Below are 22,163 nucleotides of genomic sequence, written 5' to 3'. Positions count from 1 at the left end.
GTCATTTCTTCTTCCCAAGCATCCCGCTGTAATCGCCACCATCACGGAGGCAAACCATGTTCCGCATCTCCAGCTTCATCCGCGAACTCGACCAGCCGACCCCCGTCGCTCCGCGCCGCAATCCCCCGGGGCCGGTCGTCATCTGGAACCTGATCCGCCGCTGCAACCTCACCTGCAAACACTGCTACTCGATCTCCGCGGACACCGATTTCGCCGGCGAGCTGTCGACCGCCGAAGTCTTCCGCGTCATGGACGACCTCAAGGCCTTCCGTGTGCCGGTGCTGATCCTCTCCGGCGGCGAACCGCTGCTGCGCCCGGACATCTTCGACATCGGCCGACGCGCCAAGGACATGGGCTTCTACGTCGGCCTTTCCAGCAACGGCACGCTCATCGACGCCAGCAACATCGATGCGATCGCCGACGCCGGCTTCGACTACGTCGGCGTCAGCCTCGACGGAATCGGCGCCACGCACGACAAATTCCGCCGCCGCGAAGGCGCCTACGATGCCTCCCTCGCCGGCATCCGCCTATGCCTCGATCGCGGCCTCAAGGTCGGCGTGCGCTACACGATGACCGAGGACAACGCTCACGATCTCCCCGCGCTGCTGCGCCTGGTCGAAGACGAGGGCATCGACAAGTTCTACTTCTCGCACCTGAACTACGCCGGCCGCGGCAACAAGCATCGTGCCGACGACGCCCGCCACCAGACGACACGCGATGCGATGGATCTGCTCTTCGCCACCTGTCTCGATCTCCACCACCGCGGCGTCGAGAAGGACTTCGTCACCGGCAACAACGACGCCGACGGCATCTACCTGCTGCAGTGGGTCCAGCGGCACTTCCCCGAACGCGCCGAGCACATCCGCGCCAAACTCGTCCAGTGGGGCGGCAACGCCAGCGGTGTGAACGTCGCCAACATCGACAATCTCGGTGTCGTCCATCCCGACACGATGTGGTGGCATGTGCCGCTCGGCAATGTCCGCGAACGGCCGTTCTCCGCGATCTGGAGCGACGTCTCGAATCCATTGATGGCTGGCCTCAAGCGCCATCCTCGTGTGCTCACCGGCCGCTGCGGCGCCTGCCGCCATCTCGACATCTGCAACGGCAGCTCGCGGGTACGCGCGCAGCAGATCACCGGCGATCCCTGGGCCGAAGACCCCGGCTGCTATCTCAGCGACGACGAGATCGGCGTCCAGACGGCCGAACGCGTCGTCACCACCCCCTTCGTTCCACTGCGCCGTCACGCATGACCGCTCCAGCGAGGCCCGCCATGCGCATCCCGCTTCCCCGCGCGACCGTCGCCGTCCTGCTCGTTGCCTCTGCAATGCCGGCGCTCGCCGCAGACGCCCCCGTCGACATCCCCGCCCTCTACCAGCAACACTGCGCGGCCTGTCACGCCCCGGACCGCCTCGGCGCCACAGGCCCGGCCCTGTTGCCCGAAAATCTCGCGCGCCTGCGCAAGGACGAAGCCCTCGCGGTCGTCCGCGAGGGCCGGCCCGCGACCCAGATGCCTGCGTTCGGCGCGACGATCCCGGCGGACCAGATCGCCTCCCTCGTCTCCTGGATCTACACTCCCGTCGTCCCCGCACCGAGCTGGGCCGAAGCGGACATCCGCGCGTCCCGCATCGAGCACATCGATCCCGCGAGCCTCCCCCCGAAGCCCGTCTTCGACGCCGATCCGATGAACCTCTTCCTCGTCGTCGAGACGGGTGATCACCACGTCTCGGTACTCGACGGCGACAAGCTCGAGCCCATCCATCGCTTCCAGAGTCGCCATGCGCTGCATGGCGGGCCGAAATTCACCGCCGACGGCCGCTACGTCTTCTTCGCTTCGCGTGACGGCTGGATCACCAAGTACGATCTGTGGAACCTCAAAGTCATCACCGAGATTCGCGCAGGCATCAACACCCGCAACGTCGCCGTGTCGCCCGACGGCAAGCACGTCGCCGTCGCCAACTACCTGCCGAACACGCTCGTGCTGCTCGACGGCGATCTCAAGCTGCAGAAGTCGATCGCCGTCACCGACCGCGAGGGCAAGACCAGTTCACGGGTATCCGCCGTCTACGAAGCCACCCCGCGCAAGTCCTTCGTCGCCGCCCTGAAGGACGTGCCCGAAGTCTGGGAGATCAGCTTCGACCCCGCCGCGCCAGAAATCCCTGCCGGTTTCATCCACGACTACAAGTATCGCGAAGGCGCGTTCGTCGCCGGCTATCTCAACCCGCGCCGCACCGAGCTCGCCGATCCGCTCGACGATTTCTTCTTTACGCAGGACTACTCGACGGTTCTGGGCGCATCCCGCGAAGGCGTCGGCCAGGTCGTCAATCTCGATGTCCGGCGCAAGATTGGCGACCTCGCGCTCGATGGCATGCCCCATCTTGGTTCAGGCATCTCGTGGGACTGGCAGGGGCGGCGCGTCATGGCAAGCACCAACCTCAAGGCCGCCGAAGTCACCGTCATCGATCTCAAGGACTTCAGCGTCATCAAGCGCATCCCGACGCGCGGCCCCGGCTTCTTCCTGCGCAGCCACGAGAACAGCCGCTACGCCTTTGTCGACTCGATGATGAGCCGCGAAGCGAAAAACATCCTGCAGGTCATCGACAAGCAGACGCTCGAAATCGTCAAGGAACTCAAGGCCCCGCCTGGGCAGACGCTCGCGCACGTCGAGTTCACGCGCGACGGCCGTTACGCGCTCGCGAGCCTCTCCGAAACGGAAGGCGCGATCGTTGTCTATGACGCCCGCTCCCTTGAGGAAGTGAAGCGCCTGCCGATGAACAAGCCGGTCGGCAAATACAACGTCTGGAACAAGACCACGCGATCGGAGGGCACCAGCCACTGATCCGGGACAAATTTTCCAAAAGTTGTTGCGCTGCCGAAATCGCATGTCTATAATGCGCAGCTCTTAGCAGGCGCGTAGCTCAGCTGGTTAGAGCACCACCTTGACATGGTGGGGGTCGTTGGTTCGAGTCCAATCGCGCCTACCAACGTATGGAGCAGGACGATGATGTTCCGAACTACTACTGAAGCCGGAAACTAAAAAATCGGGCTCCGCTGTAGTGCTCCAGGAAGAAAGTGCGGCCCGTCCGCACTTTTTTTTCGTCCACGTTTTCCAGAAAACTTGCCAGAGGCTTCGAGATCATGCCGAACATCACGCTTCCTGACGGTTCCGTACGCAGCTTCGATCATCCGGTGACCGTGCTCGAAGTTGCTGCGTCGATCGGTGCCGGTCTCGCCAAGGCCGCACTGGCCGGCAAGGTCGATGGCCGGCTCGTCGATGCCTCCCACTCGATCGAGGGCGATGCCTCGCTCGCGATCATCACCGACAAGAGCGAGGAAGGCGTCGATATCATTCGGCATTCGACCGCCCACCTGCTCGCACATGCCGTCAAGGAGCTCTTTCCGGATGCGCAGGTTACGATCGGTCCGGTGATCGAGAACGGCTTTTACTACGACTTCTCCTACAAGCGCCCCTTCACGCCGGAAGATCTCGAGAAGATCGAAAAGCGCATGGCGGAGCTCGCCAAGCGTGAGATCCCTGTCGCGCGTGAAGTCTGGCCGCGCGACAAGGCGGTCGAGTTCTTCAAGTCGCAGGGCGAGAACTACAAGGCCGAGATCATTGCGTCGATCCCGCAGGCCGAGGACGTGTCCTTGTACCGTCAGGGCGACTTCATCGACCTGTGCCGCGGTCCGCACGTCCCGTCGACCGGCAAGCTCAAGGTCTTCAAGCTGACCAAGCTCGCTGGCGCCTACTGGCGCGGCGACTCCAAGAACGAGATGCTGCAGCGCGTCTATGGCACCGCCTGGGCGAAGAAGGAAGACCTCGACGGCTATCTGCACATGCTCGAAGAGGCCGAGAAGCGCGATCACCGCAAGCTTGGCCGCTTGCTTGACCTCTTCCATCTGCAGGAGGAGGCGCCCGGCATGGTGTTCTGGCATGCCAAGGGGTGGACGCTGTGGCAGCAGGTCGAGCAGTACATGCGCCGCACGATCCTCGAAAACGGCTATCAGGAAGTGAAGACCCCGCAGATTGTCGATCGCTCGCTGTGGGAGCGTTCCGGGCACTGGGGCATGTACTCGGACCTGATGTTCACGACCCAGTCGGAAAAGCACGACTACGCCGTCAAGCCGATGAACTGCCCGTGTCACATCCAGATCTTCAACCAAGGCCTCAAGAGCTACCGCGATCTGCCGCTGCGCATGGCCGAGTTCGGCTCCTGTCACCGCAACGAGCCCTCTGGCTCGCTGCACGGCATCATGCGCGTCCGCAACTTCGTGCAGGACGACGCCCACATTTTCTGCGCCGAAGATCAGGTGCAAGCCGAGTCGGCGGCCTTCATCGAACTCTTGCAAAAGGTTTATGCAGACTTCGGCTTCACGGAAATCCTGATCAAGCTGTCAACTCGTCCCGACAAGCGCGTCGGTACCGACGAGCAGTGGGATGCCGCCGAGGCGGCGCTGGCTTCCGCGCTCGACGCCCAGGGGCTCGCCTATGAGTTGCAGCCGGGTGAGGGGGCGTTCTATGGCCCGAAGATCGAGTTCTCGTTGAAGGATTGCCTGAATCGCGTGTGGCAGTGCGGCACGCTGCAGCTCGACTTCAACCTGCCGGTGCGCCTCGGCGCCGAATACGTCGCCGAAGACAACGCCAAGAAATTCCCGGTGATGCTCCATCGCGCGATCCTCGGTTCGCTCGAGCGCTTCATTGGCATCCTGATCGAGCACTTCGCCGGCGCCTTGCCCCTGTGGCTCGCCCCCGTGCATGCGGTCGTGCTGAATATCTCGGAAGGGCAGTCGGAATATGCCGCGGATGTCGCCAAGCGCTTGAAGCAGGCGGGGTTCCGCGTTGAGGCGGATTTGCGTAACGAGAAGATTACCTATAAAATCCGCGAGCATAGCGTGCAAAAGCTGCCCTACCAGATCGTCGTCGGCGAAAAGGAAAAGGCGGCAGGCCTGGTGGCCGTGCGCGCCCGGGGCGGCCAAGATCTTGGTCAGATGACCCTGGATACACTGATCGAGCGTTGGCAGCGCGAAATTTCGGCGCGGTCGAGCTCGATCTGATTTTTTTGGCATTCGTGGAGAACTGGCCATCGCTCAAGAAAAGAAGCAGCGGATCAACGACGAGATCACCGCGCCCGAAGTCCGTCTGATCGGTGAAGAAGGTGAACCGATCGGTATTGTTTCCCTGAGAGCCGCTCTGGAAGCCGCCGAAGAGGCGGGGCTGGATCTGGTCGAGATCGCGCCCATGGCGCAGCCGCCCGTTTGTCGGGTGATGGATTTCGGCAAGTTCAAGTATCAGGAGCAGAAGAAGGCCCACGAAGCCAGGCTCAAGCAGAAGCAGGTGCAGGTCAAGGAGGTCAAACTCCGGCCCGCGACTGACGAGAACGATTACCAGATCAAGCTGCGCAACCTGAAGCGCTTCCTGGAAGAGGGCGACAAGTGCAAGGTGACCTTGCGCTTCCGTGGTCGCGAGATGGCTCACCAGGAGTTCGGCCTGCGCCAGCTTGAGCGGGTCAAGGCCGATCTGGCCGAGCTCGGTCAGGTCGAGCAGATGCCCAAGATGGAAGGGCGTCAGATGGTTATGGTGATTGCGCCGGCCAAGAAGGCCCGCTAAGCGCCAAAGAATTCGCTTTTCGCCCCTCGGGGCGGAAGGCAAAAGCCCCGGTGGGTTCGCCTGTCGGAAAACAAGTGGTGTCAGGTTGAAAACGCGCCGCATGGCGACGCTACCTGACGGCATCCAAAAATCTGGAGTCAGCAATGCCCAAGATGAAAACCAAGAGCGGAGCCGCCAAGCGGTTCAAGGTCCGCGCTAGTGGTGGGATCAAGCGGTCCCAGGCGTTCAAGCGCCACATCCTTACCAAGAAAACCACCAAGAGCAAGCGCCAGCTGCGCGGCATGACGGAAGTCCACGCCGCCGACGAGAAGCTGATCCGCGCCATGCTGCCTTACGCTTGATAGGAGACCGCCATGCCCCGAGTTAAACGTGGTGTAACCGCCCGCGCACGTCACAAGAAGGTTCTTGATCAGGCCAAGGGTTACCGTGGCCGCCGCAAGAACGTATACCGCATCGCCAAACAGGCGGTGATGAAGGCTGGTCAATATGCCTACCGTGACCGCCGTCAGCGCAAGCGCCAGTTCCGTTCGCTGTGGATCGCCCGTATCAACGCCGCTGCGCGTGAAGTCGGTCTGACCTACAGCACGTTCATGAACGGTCTGAAGAAGTCCGCGATCGAAGTGGACCGCAAGGTGCTGGCCGATCTGGCCGTGTTCGACAAGCCCGCGTTCGCGGCACTTGCGGACCAGGCCCGGGCCAAACTCGCTGCGTAATCGAACGCAGCACGAAAAAAGGAGGCCTGGCCTCCTTTTTTTTTCCTGAATTTTCCACGGCAGGCAAATGGACAAGCTCGATCAACTCGTTCAACAGGCCAAAGACGAGTTCGCGGCGGCGGCAGACGCTGTCTTGCTGGAACAGACCAAGGCACGTTACCTCGGCAAAACCGGTGCGCTCACCGAACTCCTGAAAGGCTTGGGCAAGCTGGCGCCGGAAGAACGTCGTACGGCAGGCGCCGATATCAACCGCGCGAAGGATGGGATCGAGGCGGCGCTCGAAGCCCGTCGTCAGGCCTTGCGTGATGCGGCCCTGCAGGCCCAGCTCGCCGCCGAGGCGCTTGATGTGACGCTGCCCGGGCGGGGCGCGTCGCTCGGCGGCCTGCATCCGGTCAGCCGCACGCTGGAGCGCATTGAGAACCTGTTCCGTTCGATCGGCTTCGTCGTCGCCGACGGACCCGAGATCGAGACCGACTGGCACAACTTCACGGCGCTCAACACCCCGGAGAATCATCCGGCGCGTTCGATGCACGATACCTTCTATCTCGAAGGTCACAGCGAAGTCCTGCTGCGCACGCACACCAGCCCCGTGCAGATCCGGACCATGATCGAGCATGCGGCGCGCTATGCCGATCAGGGCTGCATGCCCGAGATCCGGATCATTGCACCCGGTCGTGTCTATCGCGTCGACTCGGATGCGACGCATTCGCCGATGTTCCACCAGGTCGAAGGGCTGTGGGTCGGCGAGTCGGTCAGCTTCGCCGACCTCAAAGGGGTGATCGCGGACTTCCTGCGCAAATTCTTCGAGACCGAAGACCTGCAGGTGCGTTTCCGCCCCTCCTTCTTCCCGTTTACCGAGCCGAGCGCCGAGATCGACGTCGCTTTCATGAGTGGCGCGCTGAAGGGGCGCTGGCTGGAGATCGCCGGCTGCGGGATGGTTCATCCGAACGTGCTGCGTTTCGGCGGGATCGACCCCGAGCGCTATACCGGCTTTGCCTTCGGCATGGGGCCGGACCGGCTGACCATGCTGCGCTACGGCGTCAACGATCTGCGCCTGTTCTTCGAAGGCGATCTGCGCTTCTTGAGCCAATTCAGGTAATCGAATCATGCAATTTTCGGAACACTGGTTGCGGAGCTTCGTCAATCCTCCGCTCGACAGCGACGCGCTGGGTCATCTGCTGACGATGTCCGGCCTCGAAGTGGAAGAGTCTGCCTCCGTGGCCCCGGCGTTCTCGGGCGTCGTCGTCGCGCAAATCGTCGAGGCCGAGAAGCACCCGAACGCCGACAAGCTCAAGCTGTGCAAGGTCGACGCAGGCCAGGGCGATTTGCTGCAGATCGTCTGCGGTGCGCCCAACGCCGCGGTCGGCATGAAGATTCCGTGCGCCGTCGTCGGCGCGAAACTTCCCGGCTTCGAGATCAAGGCGGCCAAGCTGCGCGGCGTCGAATCCTTCGGCATGCTCTGCTCGGCTCGCGAGCTCGGGCTGTCCGAGGATCACGGCGGCCTGCTGGAACTGCCGGCGGATGCGCCGGTCGGCTGCGACGTGCGCGACTACCTCGCGCTCGACGACACACTGTTCACGATCAAGCTCACGCCGAATCGCTCCGACTGCCTGAGCCTCGCCGGTGTCGCCCGCGAAGTGGCGGCCTTGACCGGACAGCCGCTCGTCATGCCGCAGATCGAGCCCATTGCCCCCTCGCTTGACGAGCGCCGCGACATCATTCTCGACGCCCCCGACGCGTGCCCGCGCTATTGCGGCCGCGTGCTGCGGGGTGTCGACGCCAAGGCGGCGACTCCGGACTGGATGAAGCAGCGCTTGGTGCGCAGCGGCGTGCGCTCGATCAGTGCGCTCGTCGATGTGACCAACTATGTCATGCTCGAACTCGGCCAGCCGCTGCATGTATTCGACAACGCGCGCCTTTCCGGGTCGATTCACGTGCGCTTCCCGCGGGCTGGCGAGCAGGTGTTGCTGCTCAACGAGCAGATCGTCACGCCGGATGCCGATACGCTGCTGATCGCCGACGAGGCGCGTGCGCTCGCGCTTGCCGGCATCATGGGCGGCGAGGAAAGCGGCGTCACGTTGGAGACGACCGACGTGTTCCTCGAGAGCGCCTTCTTCGCGCCGGTCGCGATCGCCGGCCGCGCACGAAGCTACGGCTTCGTGTCCGACGCCTCGCACCGTTTCGAACGCGGTGTCGATTTCGATCTCGCCGGTGTCGCGATCGAGCGTGCCACCCGGTTGATCCTTGACATCTGTGGCGGAGAGGCCGGACCCGTCGTCGAGGCCGTGGCACCCGGTCACCTGCCTGCCCGCAAGGCGGTTCGCCTGCGGCCCGCGCGCGCGCGCCGCCTGCTGGGTATCGATCTCGACGACGACGCCATCGTCGAGCTGCTCGAGGGCGTGCATCTCGATGTGCAGCGCGCAGGCAATGAACTTCAGGTTGTGCCGCCGTCCTTCCGGTTCGACATCGAGATCGAGGAAGATCTGATCGAGGAAATCGCCCGTCTGCATGGCTATGACGCGATTCCGGCGCTCCCGCCGAAGGGCTCTCTGGCGATGCTCGATCGCACGGAGTCCGCCCGCACGGCGTGGGATGTGCGTCGTCTGATCGCTGCTCGCGACTACCAGGAGGTGGTCAATTACGCTTTCGTCGAGGAGGCGTGGGAGCGCGATTTCTGTGCCAACGCCGAACCGATCCGGCTTGCCAATCCGATCGCCAGCCAGATGAGCGTGATGCGCTCGAGCCTGATTCCCGGCCTCGCCGCCAACGTCGTATCCAACCGCAAGCGGCAGGTGGAGCGCGTGCGCGTCTTCGAGGTTGGGCGCTGCTTTGAGCGCAAGGCTGAGGGCGCCCCGATCGGTGGTTTCCATCAGCCGCTTCGCGTCGCCGCGCTGGCTGCCGGTGCGGCGCTGCCCGGACAGTGGGGGGCGAAGACGCGGCCGGTCGACTTCTTCGATGTGAAGGGCGACCTCGAGGCTTTGTTCGTGCCGCAGGTGTTGTCGTTCGAACCGGTCGTCCATCCGGCCCTGCATCCGGGGCGCGCTGCGAGCGTGATGCTCGATGGACGCAAGATCGGAGTGATCGGTGAACTGCATCCGGTGTGGGTGCAGCGCTACGAACTCGGCTCGGCGCCCGTGGCGTTCGAACTCGAGCTCGATGCAGCTCTGGCGGCGCGCCTGCCGTCCTACCAGGAGATTTCGCGCCAGCCGGCGGTCACGCGTGATCTGGCGCTCGTCGTCGATCAGGTTTGCCCGGTTGCACGCGTGGTCGAGGTCTTGCGCGAGGCCGCTCCGGCCATCGTCAAGGCGATCGAGCTCTTCGACGTTTATCATGGCAAAGGCATCGAAGATGGGAAAAAGAGCCTTGCCTTCAGTGTGTTGATGCAAGATACTCAACGCACGCTCGAGGATGCGGAAGTGGATGCAGCCGTGGCAGCCATCGTCAGCCACGCCGACACTACCCTCGGCGCTCGATTGCGTGGATAAGGGAATGAATATAAGTGCTACGTTGACCAAGGCCGAACTGGCCGATCTGCTCTTCGAGCGGGTCGGCCTGAACAAGCGTGAAGCCAAGGATATGGTGGAGGGCTTCTTCGAGGAGATCCGGCTCGCTCTCGAGCAGGGCGAGTCCGTCAAGTTGTCGGGCTTCGGCAATTTTCAGCTGCGGGACAAGCCGCAGCGGCCGGGACGCAATCCGAAGACCGGCGAAGAGATTCCGATCACTGCCAGGCGAGTCGTAACCTTTCACGCCAGCCAGAAGCTGAAGGCGGCAGTGGAGCAGTTGAGCGATGCAAGCAAGCAGCCATAACGAGGCCGTTTCCGGTCCGCTGCCGCCGATTCCGGCGAAGCGCTATTTCACGATTGGCGAGGTCAGCGAGCTGTGCGCGGTGAAGCCGCATGTGCTGCGCTACTGGGAGCAGGAATTCACCCAGCTCAAGCCGGTGAAGCGCCGGGGTAACCGGCGCTATTACCAGCACCATGAGGTGCTGCTCGTGCGTCGGATTCGCGAGCTGCTGTATGACGAAGGCTTCACCATCTCGGGCGCGCGCAACAAGCTTGGCGAAACGGCGATCCAGGAGCAGGAGCAGGCGAACGAGGCGGAGCAATTGCGGAGTTTGCTCGCATCGGTGCGCGCGGAAATCGTCGCGACCCTCGAACAACTGAAGATGTGATGAACGGCTGGTAAAAAAAAGAATCGGTGCTATAATGTGCGCTTGTGTCGGGGCGTAGCGCAGCCTGGTAGCGCACTTGCATGGGGTGCAAGGGGTCGCGAGTTCGAATCCCGCCGCCCCGACCAAAAAAACAATGAAACCGGCCGCTGGCCGGTTTTGTTTTTTCCGCCTTGCGTCTCGTCCTCTGAGGCGCAAGGTGTGGCGGCTCAGTATGCTAAGATGACCCGCTTCCCCACATCGTCGGGGTGGCGGTGCGGTTTGTATCACTCTGAACGGAAGAATCAATGCGCATTCTGGTCAGCAACGACGATGGTTATTTCGCTCCGGGCATCGCCGCACTCGCGGAGGCCCTGGCCGAGGTCGGCGATGTGACCGTGGTCGCGCCCGAACGCGACCGGAGCGGCGCGAGCAATTCCCTGACCCTCGATCGGCCGCTGTCCTTGCGCCGGGCTGCAAACGGCTTTCACTTCGTGAACGGTACGCCGACCGACTGCGTGCATCTGGCGGTGACCGGAATGCTCGACTATCTGCCGGACATGGTGGTGTCGGGTATCAATCACGGCGCCAACATGGGCGACGACACGATCTATTCCGGAACGGTGGCGGCGGCGACGGAAGGCTTTCTGCTCGGCGTGCCCTCGATCGCGATTTCGCTTGTCAGCAAGAACGCCAGCGATTTCTCCGCCGCGGCACGCGTCGCGCGGGATCTGGCGACACGCTTCACGCGCCAACCGTTTCGCCAGCCTGTTCTGCTCAACGTGAATGTCCCCGATCGGCCCTACGAGGAACTGCGCGGGCAGCGTGTCACGAGGCTCGGCAAGCGCCACAAGGCTGAACCGGTGATTCGCAGCGTGACGCCGCGCAACGAGACCGTGTACTGGGTCGGGGCGGCAGGCCAGGCGGCCGACGCGGGCGAGGGCACCGACTTTCACGCGGTCGCCGAAGGCTTCGTGTCGATCACGCCGCTGCAGATCGACCTCACACACAACAGTCTTATTCCGGGTGTTTCAGAGTGGCTGACCCGATGATGGTGCGGCGCGCCGATCCGGCTCAGGCCGCGGTCCGCGCGAGGGCTCGCATGGTCGAACGGCTGCGGGCGCAGGGGGTCCGTGATGAAAAGGTCCTGGCCGCGATGATGCAGGTGCCGCGGCATGCCTTCGTCGAGGAGGGCTTGGCGTACAGCGCCTACGACGACACGGCGCTGCCGATCGGTTACCAGCAGACCATTTCGCAGCCGCTCGTCGTCGCCCGGATGATCGAATTACTGCGGGCGGGACGTGAGCTCGGTAAGACGCTCGAGGTTGGGGCGGGTTGTGGTTATCAGGCGGCCGTGCTGTCGTTTGTGGCGACCGAGGTGTATTCCGTCGAGCGCATTCGGCCGTTACTGGACATAGCGCGTGAGAACCTCCGTCCCTTGCGCCTGCCTAATGTGAGATTGAAATGTGTGGACGGTAGTCTGGGTTTGCCGGAAGCTGCGCCTTATGACACCATTATTGTCGCGGCTGCTGCTGCGAGCATCCCCGGGTCGCTGAAGGAGCAACTGGCGCCTGGCGGGCGCCTGATCATCCCGTTAGGGGCAGGGGAGCAGCGTCTTGTGCTGATTGAACGGCAAGGAAATGTATTCAGGGAAACTCGTCTCGATGCCGTGCGATTCGTTCCCTTGTTGGCTGGTACGGAATGATTGATTCATTGAAGAATCGCGCCTCGCGCGCTGGACTCGCTTTTGCAGTGACCGCTGCCATCCTCACGGGCTGCGCCGCCCCGCGGCCTGCTCCGGTGCGCGAGAGCACGACGCCCCCGGCGACGGAAGCCTTGCCATCCTCCGGAGGCGCGGCAGGTCCGGCCATCCGGCAGGAAGGGACGCACGTGGTCCGTCCCGGCGACACGCTGTTGGGGATTGCACGTCAATATGGCGTGACTGTGAAGGATCTCACAGCGTGGAACTCGATTACGGATCGAAATCAGATCCAGGTCGGTCAGGTGCTGAGAGTGGTGCCGCCGGGGGCGAACGGCAATGCAGCCACCGGTGCGGCGACGCAACCGGTGCCTGCGGTGACCCAGCCGGTGCCTGCAGTGACCCAGCCCGTCGAAGTTGTTCCCGGACGTAACGGTGGGGAGATGCCGGGCGGGTTGAAGCAGGATCCGAGAGGCGGCAAGCAGCCCTATTCGGACGAGGTGTGGGCGTCGTTGCGGCCGAAGGCGAACGTCGTTCCGACGCCGCCCCCGGTGACTCCCGCCGTGCCGGAACCGGACAAGGCGGCGGGCGAGACGTCCTGGATGTGGCCGGCGAACGGTCAGTTGGTCGGAACCTTCGACGAGGCGACCAACAAGGGTGTCGACATTGCCGGCAAGCCGGGCGATCCCGTTCTGGCCTCGGCGGGCGGCAAGGTGGTGTATTCGGGGGCTGGCTTGCGTGGCTATGGAAAACTGGTCATCATCAAACATGACGCGAATTACCTGACTGCATATGCGCATAACCAGCAGTTGTTGGTCAAGGAAGGTGATTCGGTCACGAAGGGTCAGAAGATCGCAGAACTCGGCAGTACCGATGCGGATCGGCCAAAGGTGCACTTCGAGATTCGCAAGCAGGGACGGCCGGTTGATCCTCTGAAGTATCTTCCCCCACGCTGAGAGGAGGCTATGTACGATCCGGCCAATCATGACGACCTCGACAGTCAGGAGCCGGATCTGCCGCCTGAAGTGGAGGCGTTCGTCGAGCGGGTCGTTCCGGTATTCGAGAACGAGTTTCTCAGCGACGTCACCCAGATTTACCTTAACGAGATCGGCGCCAATCCGCTGCTGACGGCAGAAGAGGAAGGGCTGTTGGCGCGCCGCGTGCGCGAGGGCGATTTTGCCGCCCGTCAGACGATGATCGAGCGCAACCTGCGCCTCGTCGTCAATATCGCCAAACACTACCTCAATCGCGGCATTCCGCTGCTGGATCTGGTCGAGGAAGGCAATCTTGGCCTGATGCACGCGCTGGAGAAATTCGACCCGGCGCGCGGTTTCCGATTCTCGACCTATGCCACCTGGTGGATCCGCCAGAACATCGAGCGCGCGATCATGAATCAGTCGCGCACGATTCGCTTGCCAGTCCACGTGGTGAAGGAACTCAACCAGGTGTTGCGGGCGCAGCGGAGCCTGGAAGCTTCGGGCAACGGGGAATTCACGCTCGAACAGGTTGCCCAGAAGCTGGACAAGCCGGTCGAAGATGTCAGGGCGATCCTAGCCTTGAGCGAGCATACGGCCTCGCTCGACGCGCCGCTGGAGATCGATCCAACGCTTTCGATCGGCGAATCCTTGGCCGACGAGCAGGCGACAGCGCCCGATGTACGCATTCAGGATAGCGAGGTCGAGGAGCTGATCCAGGAATGGATCGGGACGCTGAATGAAAAACAGCGTCTCGTGATCCGTCACCGCTACGGCCTCGACGAGTGCGAGGTCATGACGCTGGAAGAGCTTGCCTCACAATTGTCGCTGACGCGCGAGCGGGTGCGGCAGATCCAGCTCGAGGCGCTGGGCCAGTTGCGCCGCACCGTCAAGCGTCGCGGCATTTCACGCGACGAACTGCTCTGAGAGGTCCTCAGTTGCCGGCCGGCTGGCTGCCCGGGACGAAGTTGTCACGGAGCGCCTGCGCGAGCTGGAACACGGCCATCGCATAGAAGCTGCTCTTGTTGTAGCGCGTGATGACGTAGAAATTCCGGTAACCGAGCCAGTATTCGATGCCTTCTCCCGGGGTCGCCAGGTCGACGAGCGTCGCGGGGGCGCCCGTCTGGTCCCTGACGGGGGTGATACCGGCGGCGGCAAGCTGTTCGGGCGTGATCGTCGGTTCGATGCCGGCATTGATCAAGGGCTGCGTGTCGGTTGTCGGAGCCACCAGCGCCGGGCTCGCGACCGGTTCGCCTCGCACCCAGCCGTGGCTCGACAGGTAGTTCGCGACGCTGCCGATCGCGTCGGTCGGGTTCTGGTCGATGTCGATATGGCCGTCGCCATCGAAGTCGACGGCGAAATTGCGGATACTGCTCGGCAGGAACTGGGGATAGCCGAGCGCGCCTGCGTAGGAGCCGTAGTAGCTGAAGGGGTCGCGGCCCTGCTCGCGTGCGAGAAGGAAGAGGTTTTCGAGTTCGCGCTGGAAAAGGGACGCGCGCGGAGGATAGTCGAAGGCCAGTGTGGCCAGCGCCGAAACGAGTTCGAAATTGCCGGCGTTGCGCCCGTAGTAGGTTTCGACGCCGATGATCGCGGCGACGATTTCCGGCGGGACGCCGTAGCGGTCGCTCGCCGCCTGCAGCGTCGCCTCGTTTTCGTGCCAGAAGGCGATCCCGCTGTTGATGCGCGCGGACTCAAGGAAGCGCGCACGGTAGCGCTGCCAGGAGCGCGCTGTGGGCGTTGCGGGCGGCTTGATGAGGCGGATCACGCGTGCGTCGAAATGGGCGCGATCGAGCGCGGCGAGGATCTGTGCCTGGTCGAAGCCGTGCTTCTCCTGCATTTCCTTCGCAAACGCCATGCCTTCATCCCGCTGCGCATAGGATGCGCCGGCCTGGCTCGGTTGGGCGAGTAATGCGAGCACCAGGAGGGCGGCGGTGATGGCGGACTTCATTTGAACTTCAGTCTCCGGATGCGTTTGGCGAGCTTGCGGGTGGCGTTTGCGTCGTGGCGCGCACCATAGCGCAGCCGCGCGTAGACGTCAGCTATTTCCTGCAACTCCGCCGCGTTTGCCGGCAGGGCGCGTGCGGCGCGCAGGCCGTAGTCTCTCGGTCCTTCCCACGGATGCCGCGAAATCCCCCGTTTCGCGAGTTTGCGGCTGAAGTCCATCCATGCACGATCGAGTGCGTCGCGGTTGGGGCGCTGCAGATAGGCCCAGGCGAACAGAAGAAGCATCAGCGTGCCGGCGCTGGCTCCCAGCAGGCCGCCGAATGCCTTCCAGTCGGGTTGCCGAACGCCGATGCCGGCGAGAAATTCGCGTTGTCGGTCAGGGTTGTAGCCGAGCACCCACTGGTTCCAGGTATTGGACAGTGCGTCCCAGCGATGGCGGATGCTCCGCAGCCAGGAGAGCTCCGGGCGCATCAGCAACGGCAGGCCGTCGAGGTCCGACAGGGCGTCGGCGAGCCCGCTGTCCAGTCGCCGCGGGGCGGCCAGTGCCGTCGGATCGACGCGCACCCAGCCCCGCCCGCGCAGCCAGACTTCGGCCCACGCGTGGGCGTCGGATTGACGGACGACGAGCGTGCCGTCGACAGGATTGATTTCGCCGCCCTGGTAGCCCGTGACGACACGCGCCGGGACGCCAGCGGCCCGCATCAGGAAGACGAAGGCCGAGGCGAAGTGCTCGCAGAAGCCGCGCCGCGTGTCGAAGAGGAATTCGTCGACCGTGTGGGTGCCGAGGACCGGGGGCGTCAGCGTGTAGGCGAGCGAGGCACGCCGCAGATAGGTGACTGCGGCGTCGACGATTGCCTGATCGCTTGCGGCGCGGCGCGCCAGTTCCTGTGCGAGGGCGCGGCTGCGGGGATTGAAACCGTCGGGCAGTTGCCGCGCGAATGCCAGTACGCGGGCGTCCTCTATGAGGCCAGGGCGGGTTTCCGGATACGCGCGGAGGTCGAAGCCGGCGCGCTGGCGCACCGCTTCGGTCGTGAGGAGGCGCAGGTCGGCCGTGTAGCGTGCCCGATCGATCCCGGGGCCCGGATATTCGAGCGCGAGCAACCAGTTCTGGTTGTGCGGTTCCAGCGTCAGGCGATAGTCGTAGGTCGGGCCGCTGGGCTGGTAGGCGGGCGCTGGCAGGACCGGGCTACTCGCTTGACGCCAAGTGCGCCCGTCGAACAGTGTCAGGACGGGGCCGCGCCAGTATCGCTGCGCGGGCGGGGGCGGCCGCTCCCGGAAGGCGGCCCGGAAGGCGATTGCGTCGGACTGGCTCAGTTCGGCGATGGAGCCGGGGGCCATCGTGTCTGATAGGCCTGTGGTGCCGCTGTAGGCGTCGTTCGGCAGTCCCCATAAAGGGCCCTGGATGCGGGGAAACAGGAGGAACAGGACGAGCATGAATGGCAGGCCCTGGGCGAGCAACACGGCCCCGGTGCGCAGTTGCGCCACGACCGGCTCGCGCGGCGCCTGGAGGCTGAGCAAGGTCACCGTCGACAGCAGCGTACCGACGACGGCCAGCAGTCCGACGAGCGGGGTCTGGTCGTACAGGAAGAGCGACACCTGCAGGAAGTAGCTCAGCAGCACGGCCGCATGCAGGTCGCGGCCTGTGCGGCTCTCCAGTTGCTTGAGGCTCAGCAATACGGCGAGCAGGGCGACGCCGGGATCCTTTCCGAAGAAGTGATCGAACTGCAGCTTGACCCCGATGCTCGCGACGAGGGCGACGAGCGCCAGTAGAAGTCGGTGGGGCGGCGGATTGCCGCGGCGGACGATCATGGCCTGCGCCAGAAGAAGGCTCGCGCACAGACCGAGCAGCCAGATCGGGAAATGCTCGGCATGGGGGGCGATCGTGACCGCGATGCTGCCGACTAGCCAATAGCGGCACGTGTGCGGCAGGTCGGGCGCCCTATTCATCGTCGCGCTCCGGCAGACCGTAAAGGGCAAGCTGGCGCAGGCAGTTTGAAACGTGACGGGCGTCGCTCGACGCGGGGGCCCTCCAGTGCGGAAGGCTCAGCGCGAAGGGACGGCCGGCGACGCTGGCCGCGAGTACCCAGGCGGTGAGGCGTGAGAGCCGGTGCTCGACGTCCAGGCCTGTGGGGAGGTCGTGCCAGTCGAGATCGACGCTCCCGCCTTCGGCCCCTGCGAATTCCTTGGTGAGCATCGGCCCGCCGCGCGCGACGTTCTTCCAGGCGACATGGCGCGGTGAGTCCGATACGCGATGCGGGCGCAGCCCGGCGAAGTCGTCGTCGCCGAGGCCGCTGCGCCGTCCGCCCGATTTGTCGGCCGCGCCTTGAGGAAGGGCAGGAGGATCCGCTTCCGGCGCCGGATAGGCGAGGCAGCGGATCTCCGGCGTGACGATGCTCCATGCGCGGATCAGGCCCAAGGGGTAGGTCGTTTCGATGACCACGCGGCCGGGACGGTGCCAGCCACGGGTCGGCACTGCCAGCGCGAGCGTGACTTCCGCGGTTTGCGAGGGGCCGAGATCGAGCGCGGTTGCGCCCGTTCGGGTGCTGCATCGCAGGCCCGGGCGGGTGGCCGCACGCGTGTTCGCGAGGAGCAGCGTAAAGTGTGCCGTGTCGCCCGCGAAGACGGGGTCGGCGCGGCCCGGGCTCAGCGACAGGTGCAAGAGGTTGCGAAAGGCATGCACGATGCTCGCCACCGCGACGCCGGCAATGAGGAAGACGAGGCCGAATCCGAGGCTGAGGTTGTAGTTGATCGACGCGAGCAGCATGACGGCGAGCGCGAGGGCGAACACGATCCCGCTCCGCGTCGGCAGGACGAAGATCCGCCGTTGGCGCAGCACGATCGGCGCGTGCTCGGGCGGGCCGATGCGAAAGAGCCAGCGATCGATGAGGGGGCGTAGTCGATTGCGCAATGCGCGCATCAGGGCAGGGCGACGCCGTGCAGGATGCGGGTGAGGCTCTCGGCATTCACCGGCCGCCCGTCACCCGCGTGGTGCAGGCGATGTCCGGCGATGTGCGGGAAGACGGTCTGGACGTCTTCGGGCAGCACGTGGTCGCGTCCGTCGAGGAGCGCCCAGGCACGTGCGGCGGCGAGCAGGCCGAGGCCGGCGCGCGGGCTCAGCCCGGCGGCAAGCTCGCTGCTTTGGCGGGTACCTGCCAGCAGGGCCTGCACGTAGTCGATCAGCCGTTCGGCGACGAGGACCTGGGCGGATGCGCGCTGCAGGGCGAGGAGGTCGTCGGGTTGGATCGCCGGATCTTGGCGCTCGAGCAGCTCGCGCCGGTCTTCGCCCATCAGCAAGGCGCGTTCGGCTGCCCGGTCCGGGAAGCCGAGGCGGATGCGCATCAGGAAGCGGTCGAGCTGGCTCTCGGGCAGCGGGAAGGTGCCCACCTGGTGCGAGGGGTTCTGCGTCGCGATGACGAAAAACGGAGAGGGCAGCGGGAAGGTCGTGTTGTCGGCCGTCACCTGGCGTTCCTCCATCGCCTCGAGGAGCGCGCTCTGGGTCTTGGGCGTGGCGCGGTTGATCTCGTCGGCGAGGATCAGCTGCGCGAAGATCGGGCCCTGGTGGAAGCGGAAGCTGCCCGTTTCGCGATCGAAGACCGAGACGCCGATGATGTCCGCGGGCAGCAGGTCGCTCGTGAATTGTATGCGCTGGAACTGCAGCCCGATCAGGCGAGCGATGACGTGCGCAAGAGTCGTCTTGCCCACGCCGGGTACATCTTCGATCAGCAGGTGGCCGCGCGCGATCAGGCAGGCGAGCGCGAGGCGCAGCTCCTGGTCCTTGCCGAGAATGATGCGGTTGGCGGCTTCGAGGACTCGCAGGGCGGGGCGGTGGGGCATGGCGGAGGCGTACTGTGAAATTGGCCGGGAAGCGGTGATAATAGTCGACAAAGATCAACAGGCTATGCCCGGAATGCCGACGGCAAGCCGCTTCGAATGTCAGTGGCGCGAAGAAGTTCGGCCGCGGGGGAGTGTGAGGGGATATGACGACGACGGCGTTCATTACGCATCGCGATTGCTGGTTGCACGACATGGGCTCGTTCCACCCGGAATGTGCCGATCGGCTGGCTGCGATCAACGACCGGCTGATTGCGGCCGGGCTGGACCTTTACCTATCGTTCTACGACGCGCCGCTCGCGACCGCCGAGCAGATCCAGCGCGTTCATCCGGCGAGCTACGTCGACGAACTCCATGCCAGCGTGCCGGAGCATGGCATCCGCCACCTCGACCCGGACACGGCAATGTGCCCCGGGACGATGAAGGCGGCGCTGCGCTCGGCGGGTGCGGGCGTGCTGGCGACCGATCTCGTGCTCAAGCGCGAGATCGAGAATGCGTTCTGTGCCGTCCGCCCGCCCGGCCATCATGCCGAACGCGCCAAGGCGATGGGCTTTTGCTTTCTCAACAACGTTGCGATTGCGGCGCGGCATGCGCTGGAAGCGCACGGGCTCGAACGGGTCGCGATCGTCGATTTCGACGTGCATCACGGCAACGGGACCGAGGATGTGTTCCGCGACGATCCGCGCGTGATGATGGCGAGCATCTTCCAGCATCCCTTCTACCCGTATAGCGGTGCCGATTGCACGGCGCCCAACATGGTTAACGTGCCTGTGCCGGCGGGTACGCGCGGCGACGCCTTCCGCCAGATCGTCAGTGACCGCTGGCTGCCGGCCTTGCGCGAGCATAAGCCGCAGATGATCTTCATTTCGGCGGGCTTCGATGCGCACTACGAGGACGACATGGGTTCCGTCGGTCTCGTCGAGTCGGACTACGTGTGGGTCACGCAGCAGATCAAGGCGCTCGCCGAGGAATGCGGGCATCGCAATATCGTGTCGATCCTCGAAGGCGGCTACGCGCTGTCGTCGCTGGCGCGTTCGGTCGTGGCCCATATCAAGGCCCTTGCCGATCTTTGACCGGGGGATGCGGGGGCGGAGTAACGTACTCCACTGGTCGTACGGCGGCGATCAGGTAGAATGAATCTTTTATCTTTCGGCCCCCTCCCATGATTACCGGTTCGATTGTCGCCATCGTCACCCCGATGAACGAGGATGGCAGCCTGGATTTTCAAAGCCTTCGTTCACTGATCGACTTCCACGTGGCCGAGGGCACCGACGCTATCGTCATCGTCGGCACCACCGGTGAGTCGCCCACGGTCAACGTCGAAGAGCATTGCGAGCTGATCCGCGTCTCGGTCGAGCACGCGGCCGGGCGCATCCCGGTGATCGCGGGTGCGGGTGCGAATTCGACCAACGAGGCGATCGAACTCGCAAAATTCGCGCAGGAAGCGGGCGCGGTGGCGCAATTGTCGGTGGTCCCGTACTACAACAAGCCGACGCAGGAAGGGCTGTATCGCCATTTTCGCACGATTGCGGAAGCGGTCGAACTTCCGGTGATCCTCTACAACGTGCCCGGCCGCACCGTCGCAGACATGTCGAACGACACGGCGCTGCGCCTCGCGCAGGTGCCCAACATCATCGGCATCAAGGACGCGACCGGCAGCATCGACCGCGCCTGCGACCTGTTCGCGCGCGCACCGAAGGACTTCGCGCTCTACACCGGCGACGACATGACCGCCGCCGCGTTCATCCTGTTGGGCGGACACGGTACGATCTCGGTCACCGCGAACGTCGCCCCGCGGGCGATGCACGAAATGTGCGCTGCCGCACTGGCCGGCGATGCGATCAAGGCGCGCGAGATCAATGCACGCCTGGTCGGCCTGCATCGCGAGCTGTTCTGCGAAGCCAACCCGATTCCCGTCAAGTGGGCCGTGCAGCAGATGGGCAAGATCAAGGGCGGTATTCGTCTGCCGCTCACGCCTCTGTCCGACGGCATGCGTGAACGCGTGCGCAATGCGATGCGTCAGGCAGGCGTGAATTTCTGATTACCAAGGATTTTCTGAATCTCATGAATCGTAGCGTGCGTACTTCTGCTTCTTTGCTTGCATTGGCCGTTGCGTTGACCGGATGTTCCGGTTCCCTGCTGGAGTCGAAGAAGATCGATTACAAGAGCGGCGCTCGTCAGGTGCCGCAACTCGAGATCCCGCCCGATCTGACCGCGCCGACGCGCGATGACCGGTATGCTGTGCCGGACGTGTCGCCGCAAGGCACCGCCACCTATTCGGCCTACATGAACGACCGTGCAGGCAAGCCGCAGACGACGACATCGACGTCCGCCCAGGTGTTGCCGGCAGTCGAGCGCATGCGCATCGAGCGTGCCGGCTCGCAGCGTTGGTTGGTCGTGCCGGGCTCGGCCGACGCGTTGTGGCCGCAGGTCAAGGATTTCTGGCTCGAGCTGGGCTTCGTCCTGAATGTCGAGCGCCCGGAAATCGGCGTGATGGAGACGGACTGGGCCGAAGATCGCGCCAAGATTCCGCAGGACTTTGTCCGTTCGACGATCGGCAAGGTGCTCGACGGCCTGTTCTCGACGCCCGAGCGCGACAAGTTCCGGACCCGTCTCGAGCAGGGCAAGGATGCGAACACGGTCGAGATCTACATCAGCCACCGTGGCATGATGGAGATCTACCCGAACGAGGCGAAGGATTCGACCGTGTGGCAGCCGCGCCCTGCCGATCCCGAACTCGAAGCCGAGATGCTCCGTCGCCTGATGGTGCGGCTGGGCGCAACCGAAGAGCGTGCTGCGGCGATCGTCGCGGCCGCGCCGGCGGCCGAGCGGGCGGCGCTGACGACGCAGGGTGGCAAGGTGTCGCTGACGATCGACGAGACTTTCGACCGCGCTTGGCGGCGCGTCGGCCTCGCGCTCGACCGCGTCGGGTTCACGGTCGAGGACCGGGATCGCTCGAAGGGCCTGTACTTCGTGCGTTATGTCGATCCGGAGGCCGATGTGCTGTCGAAGAAGTCGGAAAGCATCCTGTCGAAGCTGGCGTTCTGGCGCAGCGACGAGAAGAAGCTCGGTACCGGCAGCGAGTATCGCCTGAGCGTTAAGGGCGATGGCAACAACTCGGTTGTCAGCGTGTTGACCCGCGAGGGTGGGGAAGACAGCTCGGATACCGCGCGCAAGATCCTCGGACTGTTGCAGCAGCAGTTGCGCTGATCGTTATAGCGGGCCGCGTCACCGCGCGGTCCGCGATCAG

The 22,163-nt window shown here is 64.3% G+C and carries 21 protein-coding genes and 2 tRNA genes; 19 read left to right on the top strand and 4 right to left on the bottom strand.

From position 1 onward, the window contains the following. The first annotated feature begins 56 nt into the window (after positions 1–56). From nirJ to rpoS, 16 genes are all read left to right on the top strand, one after another. Positions 57–1,250 (top strand): heme d1 biosynthesis radical SAM protein NirJ, encoded by a 1,194-nt coding sequence (gene nirJ / locus AZKH_RS17540; RefSeq protein WP_015437128.1) that lies wholly within the window; start codon positions 57–59, stop codon positions 1,248–1,250. 20 nt (positions 1,251–1,270) lie between these two features. Then, complete coding sequence (locus AZKH_RS17535; RefSeq protein WP_015437127.1) at positions 1,271–2,836, top strand: nitrite reductase; 1,566 nt, start codon at positions 1,271–1,273, stop codon at positions 2,834–2,836. A 68-nt stretch (positions 2,837–2,904) separates the two neighbouring features. Continuing rightward, positions 2,905–2,981, top strand: a tRNA-Val gene (locus tag AZKH_RS17530). Positions 2,982–3,135: 154 nt separating this feature from the next. Further along, positions 3,136–5,052, top strand: coding sequence for a threonine--tRNA ligase (gene thrS / locus AZKH_RS17525; protein WP_015437126.1), 1,917 nt, complete (start codon positions 3,136–3,138; stop codon positions 5,050–5,052). 28 nt (positions 5,053–5,080) lie between these two features. Next, a complete protein-coding gene (gene infC / locus AZKH_RS17520) occupies positions 5,081–5,605 on the top strand; it encodes a translation initiation factor IF-3 (protein ID WP_172642501.1) in 525 nt (174 codons plus the stop codon). 143 nt (positions 5,606–5,748) lie between these two features. Then, positions 5,749–5,946, top strand: coding sequence for a 50S ribosomal protein L35 (gene rpmI / locus AZKH_RS17515; RefSeq protein WP_015437124.1), 198 nt, complete (start codon positions 5,749–5,751; stop codon positions 5,944–5,946). A 12-nt stretch (positions 5,947–5,958) separates the two neighbouring features. Further along, positions 5,959–6,318, top strand: a complete 360-nt coding sequence (rplT, locus tag AZKH_RS17510; protein ID WP_015437123.1) for a 50S ribosomal protein L20 — start codon at positions 5,959–5,961, stop codon at positions 6,316–6,318. A 67-nt stretch (positions 6,319–6,385) separates the two neighbouring features. After that, complete coding sequence (pheS, locus tag AZKH_RS17505) at positions 6,386–7,417, top strand: phenylalanine--tRNA ligase subunit alpha (RefSeq protein WP_015437122.1); 1,032 nt, start codon at positions 6,386–6,388, stop codon at positions 7,415–7,417. A 7-nt stretch (positions 7,418–7,424) separates the two neighbouring features. Then, positions 7,425–9,803 (top strand): phenylalanine--tRNA ligase subunit beta, encoded by a 2,379-nt coding sequence (gene pheT, locus AZKH_RS17500; protein ID WP_015437121.1) that lies wholly within the window; start codon positions 7,425–7,427, stop codon positions 9,801–9,803. Between the two features lie 10 nt (positions 9,804–9,813). Then, positions 9,814–10,125, top strand: coding sequence for an integration host factor subunit alpha (locus AZKH_RS17495; protein WP_041657488.1), 312 nt, complete (start codon positions 9,814–9,816; stop codon positions 10,123–10,125). Beyond that, positions 10,106–10,489 (top strand): MerR family transcriptional regulator, encoded by a 384-nt coding sequence (locus tag AZKH_RS17490; protein ID WP_015437119.1) that lies wholly within the window; start codon positions 10,106–10,108, stop codon positions 10,487–10,489. The genes AZKH_RS17495 and AZKH_RS17490 overlap by 20 nt, the downstream gene beginning before the upstream one ends. A gap of 48 nt (positions 10,490–10,537) precedes the next feature. Further along, positions 10,538–10,614: transfer RNA gene (locus AZKH_RS17485), tRNA-Pro, on the top strand. Positions 10,615–10,773: 159 nt separating this feature from the next. Then, on the top strand, positions 10,774–11,517 hold the full coding sequence (gene surE, locus AZKH_RS17480) for a 5'/3'-nucleotidase SurE (protein ID WP_015437118.1): 744 nt from the start codon (positions 10,774–10,776) through the stop codon (positions 11,515–11,517). Further along, complete coding sequence (locus tag AZKH_RS17475) at positions 11,514–12,170, top strand: protein-L-isoaspartate(D-aspartate) O-methyltransferase (RefSeq protein WP_015437117.1); 657 nt, start codon at positions 11,514–11,516, stop codon at positions 12,168–12,170. Before surE ends, AZKH_RS17475 begins: the two co-directional genes overlap by 4 nt. A 47-nt stretch (positions 12,171–12,217) precedes the next feature. After that, positions 12,218–13,120, top strand: coding sequence for a peptidoglycan DD-metalloendopeptidase family protein (locus AZKH_RS17470; RefSeq protein ID WP_041657485.1), 903 nt, complete (start codon positions 12,218–12,220; stop codon positions 13,118–13,120). A 9-nt stretch (positions 13,121–13,129) separates the two neighbouring features. Then, positions 13,130–14,065, top strand: a complete 936-nt coding sequence (rpoS, locus tag AZKH_RS17465) for an RNA polymerase sigma factor RpoS (protein WP_015437115.1) — start codon at positions 13,130–13,132, stop codon at positions 14,063–14,065. Positions 14,066–14,072: 7 nt separating this feature from the next. On the opposite strand, the gene mltB is transcribed toward rpoS, so the two are convergent. The 4 genes from mltB to AZKH_RS17445 are packed head-to-tail and all read right to left on the bottom strand — an operon-like array spanning position 14,073 to position 18,916. Further along, positions 14,073–15,086 (bottom strand): lytic murein transglycosylase B, encoded by a 1,014-nt coding sequence (gene mltB, locus AZKH_RS17460; RefSeq protein WP_015437114.1) that lies wholly within the window; start codon positions 15,084–15,086, stop codon positions 14,073–14,075. Beyond that, positions 15,083–17,029 (bottom strand): DUF3488 and transglutaminase-like domain-containing protein, encoded by a 1,947-nt coding sequence (locus AZKH_RS17455; protein ID WP_015437113.1) that lies wholly within the window; start codon positions 17,027–17,029, stop codon positions 15,083–15,085. The genes mltB and AZKH_RS17455 overlap by 4 nt, the downstream gene beginning before the upstream one ends. Next, positions 17,022–17,999: a DUF58 domain-containing protein gene (locus tag AZKH_RS17450; RefSeq protein ID WP_015437112.1), complete on the bottom strand. Its 978-nt coding sequence runs from the start codon at positions 17,997–17,999 to the stop codon at positions 17,022–17,024. Before AZKH_RS17450 ends, AZKH_RS17455 begins: the two co-directional genes overlap by 8 nt. Then, positions 17,999–18,916: a MoxR family ATPase gene (locus tag AZKH_RS17445; protein ID WP_015437111.1), complete on the bottom strand. Its 918-nt coding sequence runs from the start codon at positions 18,914–18,916 to the stop codon at positions 17,999–18,001. The genes AZKH_RS17450 and AZKH_RS17445 overlap by 1 nt, the downstream gene beginning before the upstream one ends. 143 nt (positions 18,917–19,059) lie before the next feature. On the opposite strand from AZKH_RS17445, the gene AZKH_RS17440 reads away from it, so the two are divergent. The 3 genes from AZKH_RS17440 (at position 19,060) to bamC (ending at position 22,123) form a co-directional block, all read left to right on the top strand. Continuing rightward, complete coding sequence (locus tag AZKH_RS17440; protein ID WP_015437110.1) at positions 19,060–19,986, top strand: histone deacetylase family protein; 927 nt, start codon at positions 19,060–19,062, stop codon at positions 19,984–19,986. A gap of 89 nt (positions 19,987–20,075) precedes the next feature. Then, positions 20,076–20,954, top strand: a complete 879-nt coding sequence (dapA, locus tag AZKH_RS17435; protein WP_015437109.1) for a 4-hydroxy-tetrahydrodipicolinate synthase — start codon at positions 20,076–20,078, stop codon at positions 20,952–20,954. Between the two features lie 23 nt (positions 20,955–20,977). After that, positions 20,978–22,123 (top strand): outer membrane protein assembly factor BamC, encoded by a 1,146-nt coding sequence (bamC, locus tag AZKH_RS17430; protein WP_015437108.1) that lies wholly within the window; start codon positions 20,978–20,980, stop codon positions 22,121–22,123. Positions 22,124–22,163: the final 40 nt, after the last annotated feature.

It is taken from the genome of Azoarcus sp. KH32C (assembly GCF_000349945.1).
Lineage (GTDB): Bacteria > Pseudomonadota > Gammaproteobacteria > Burkholderiales > Rhodocyclaceae > Aromatoleum.
This window is presented reverse-complemented; position numbering and strand designations above follow the sequence as displayed.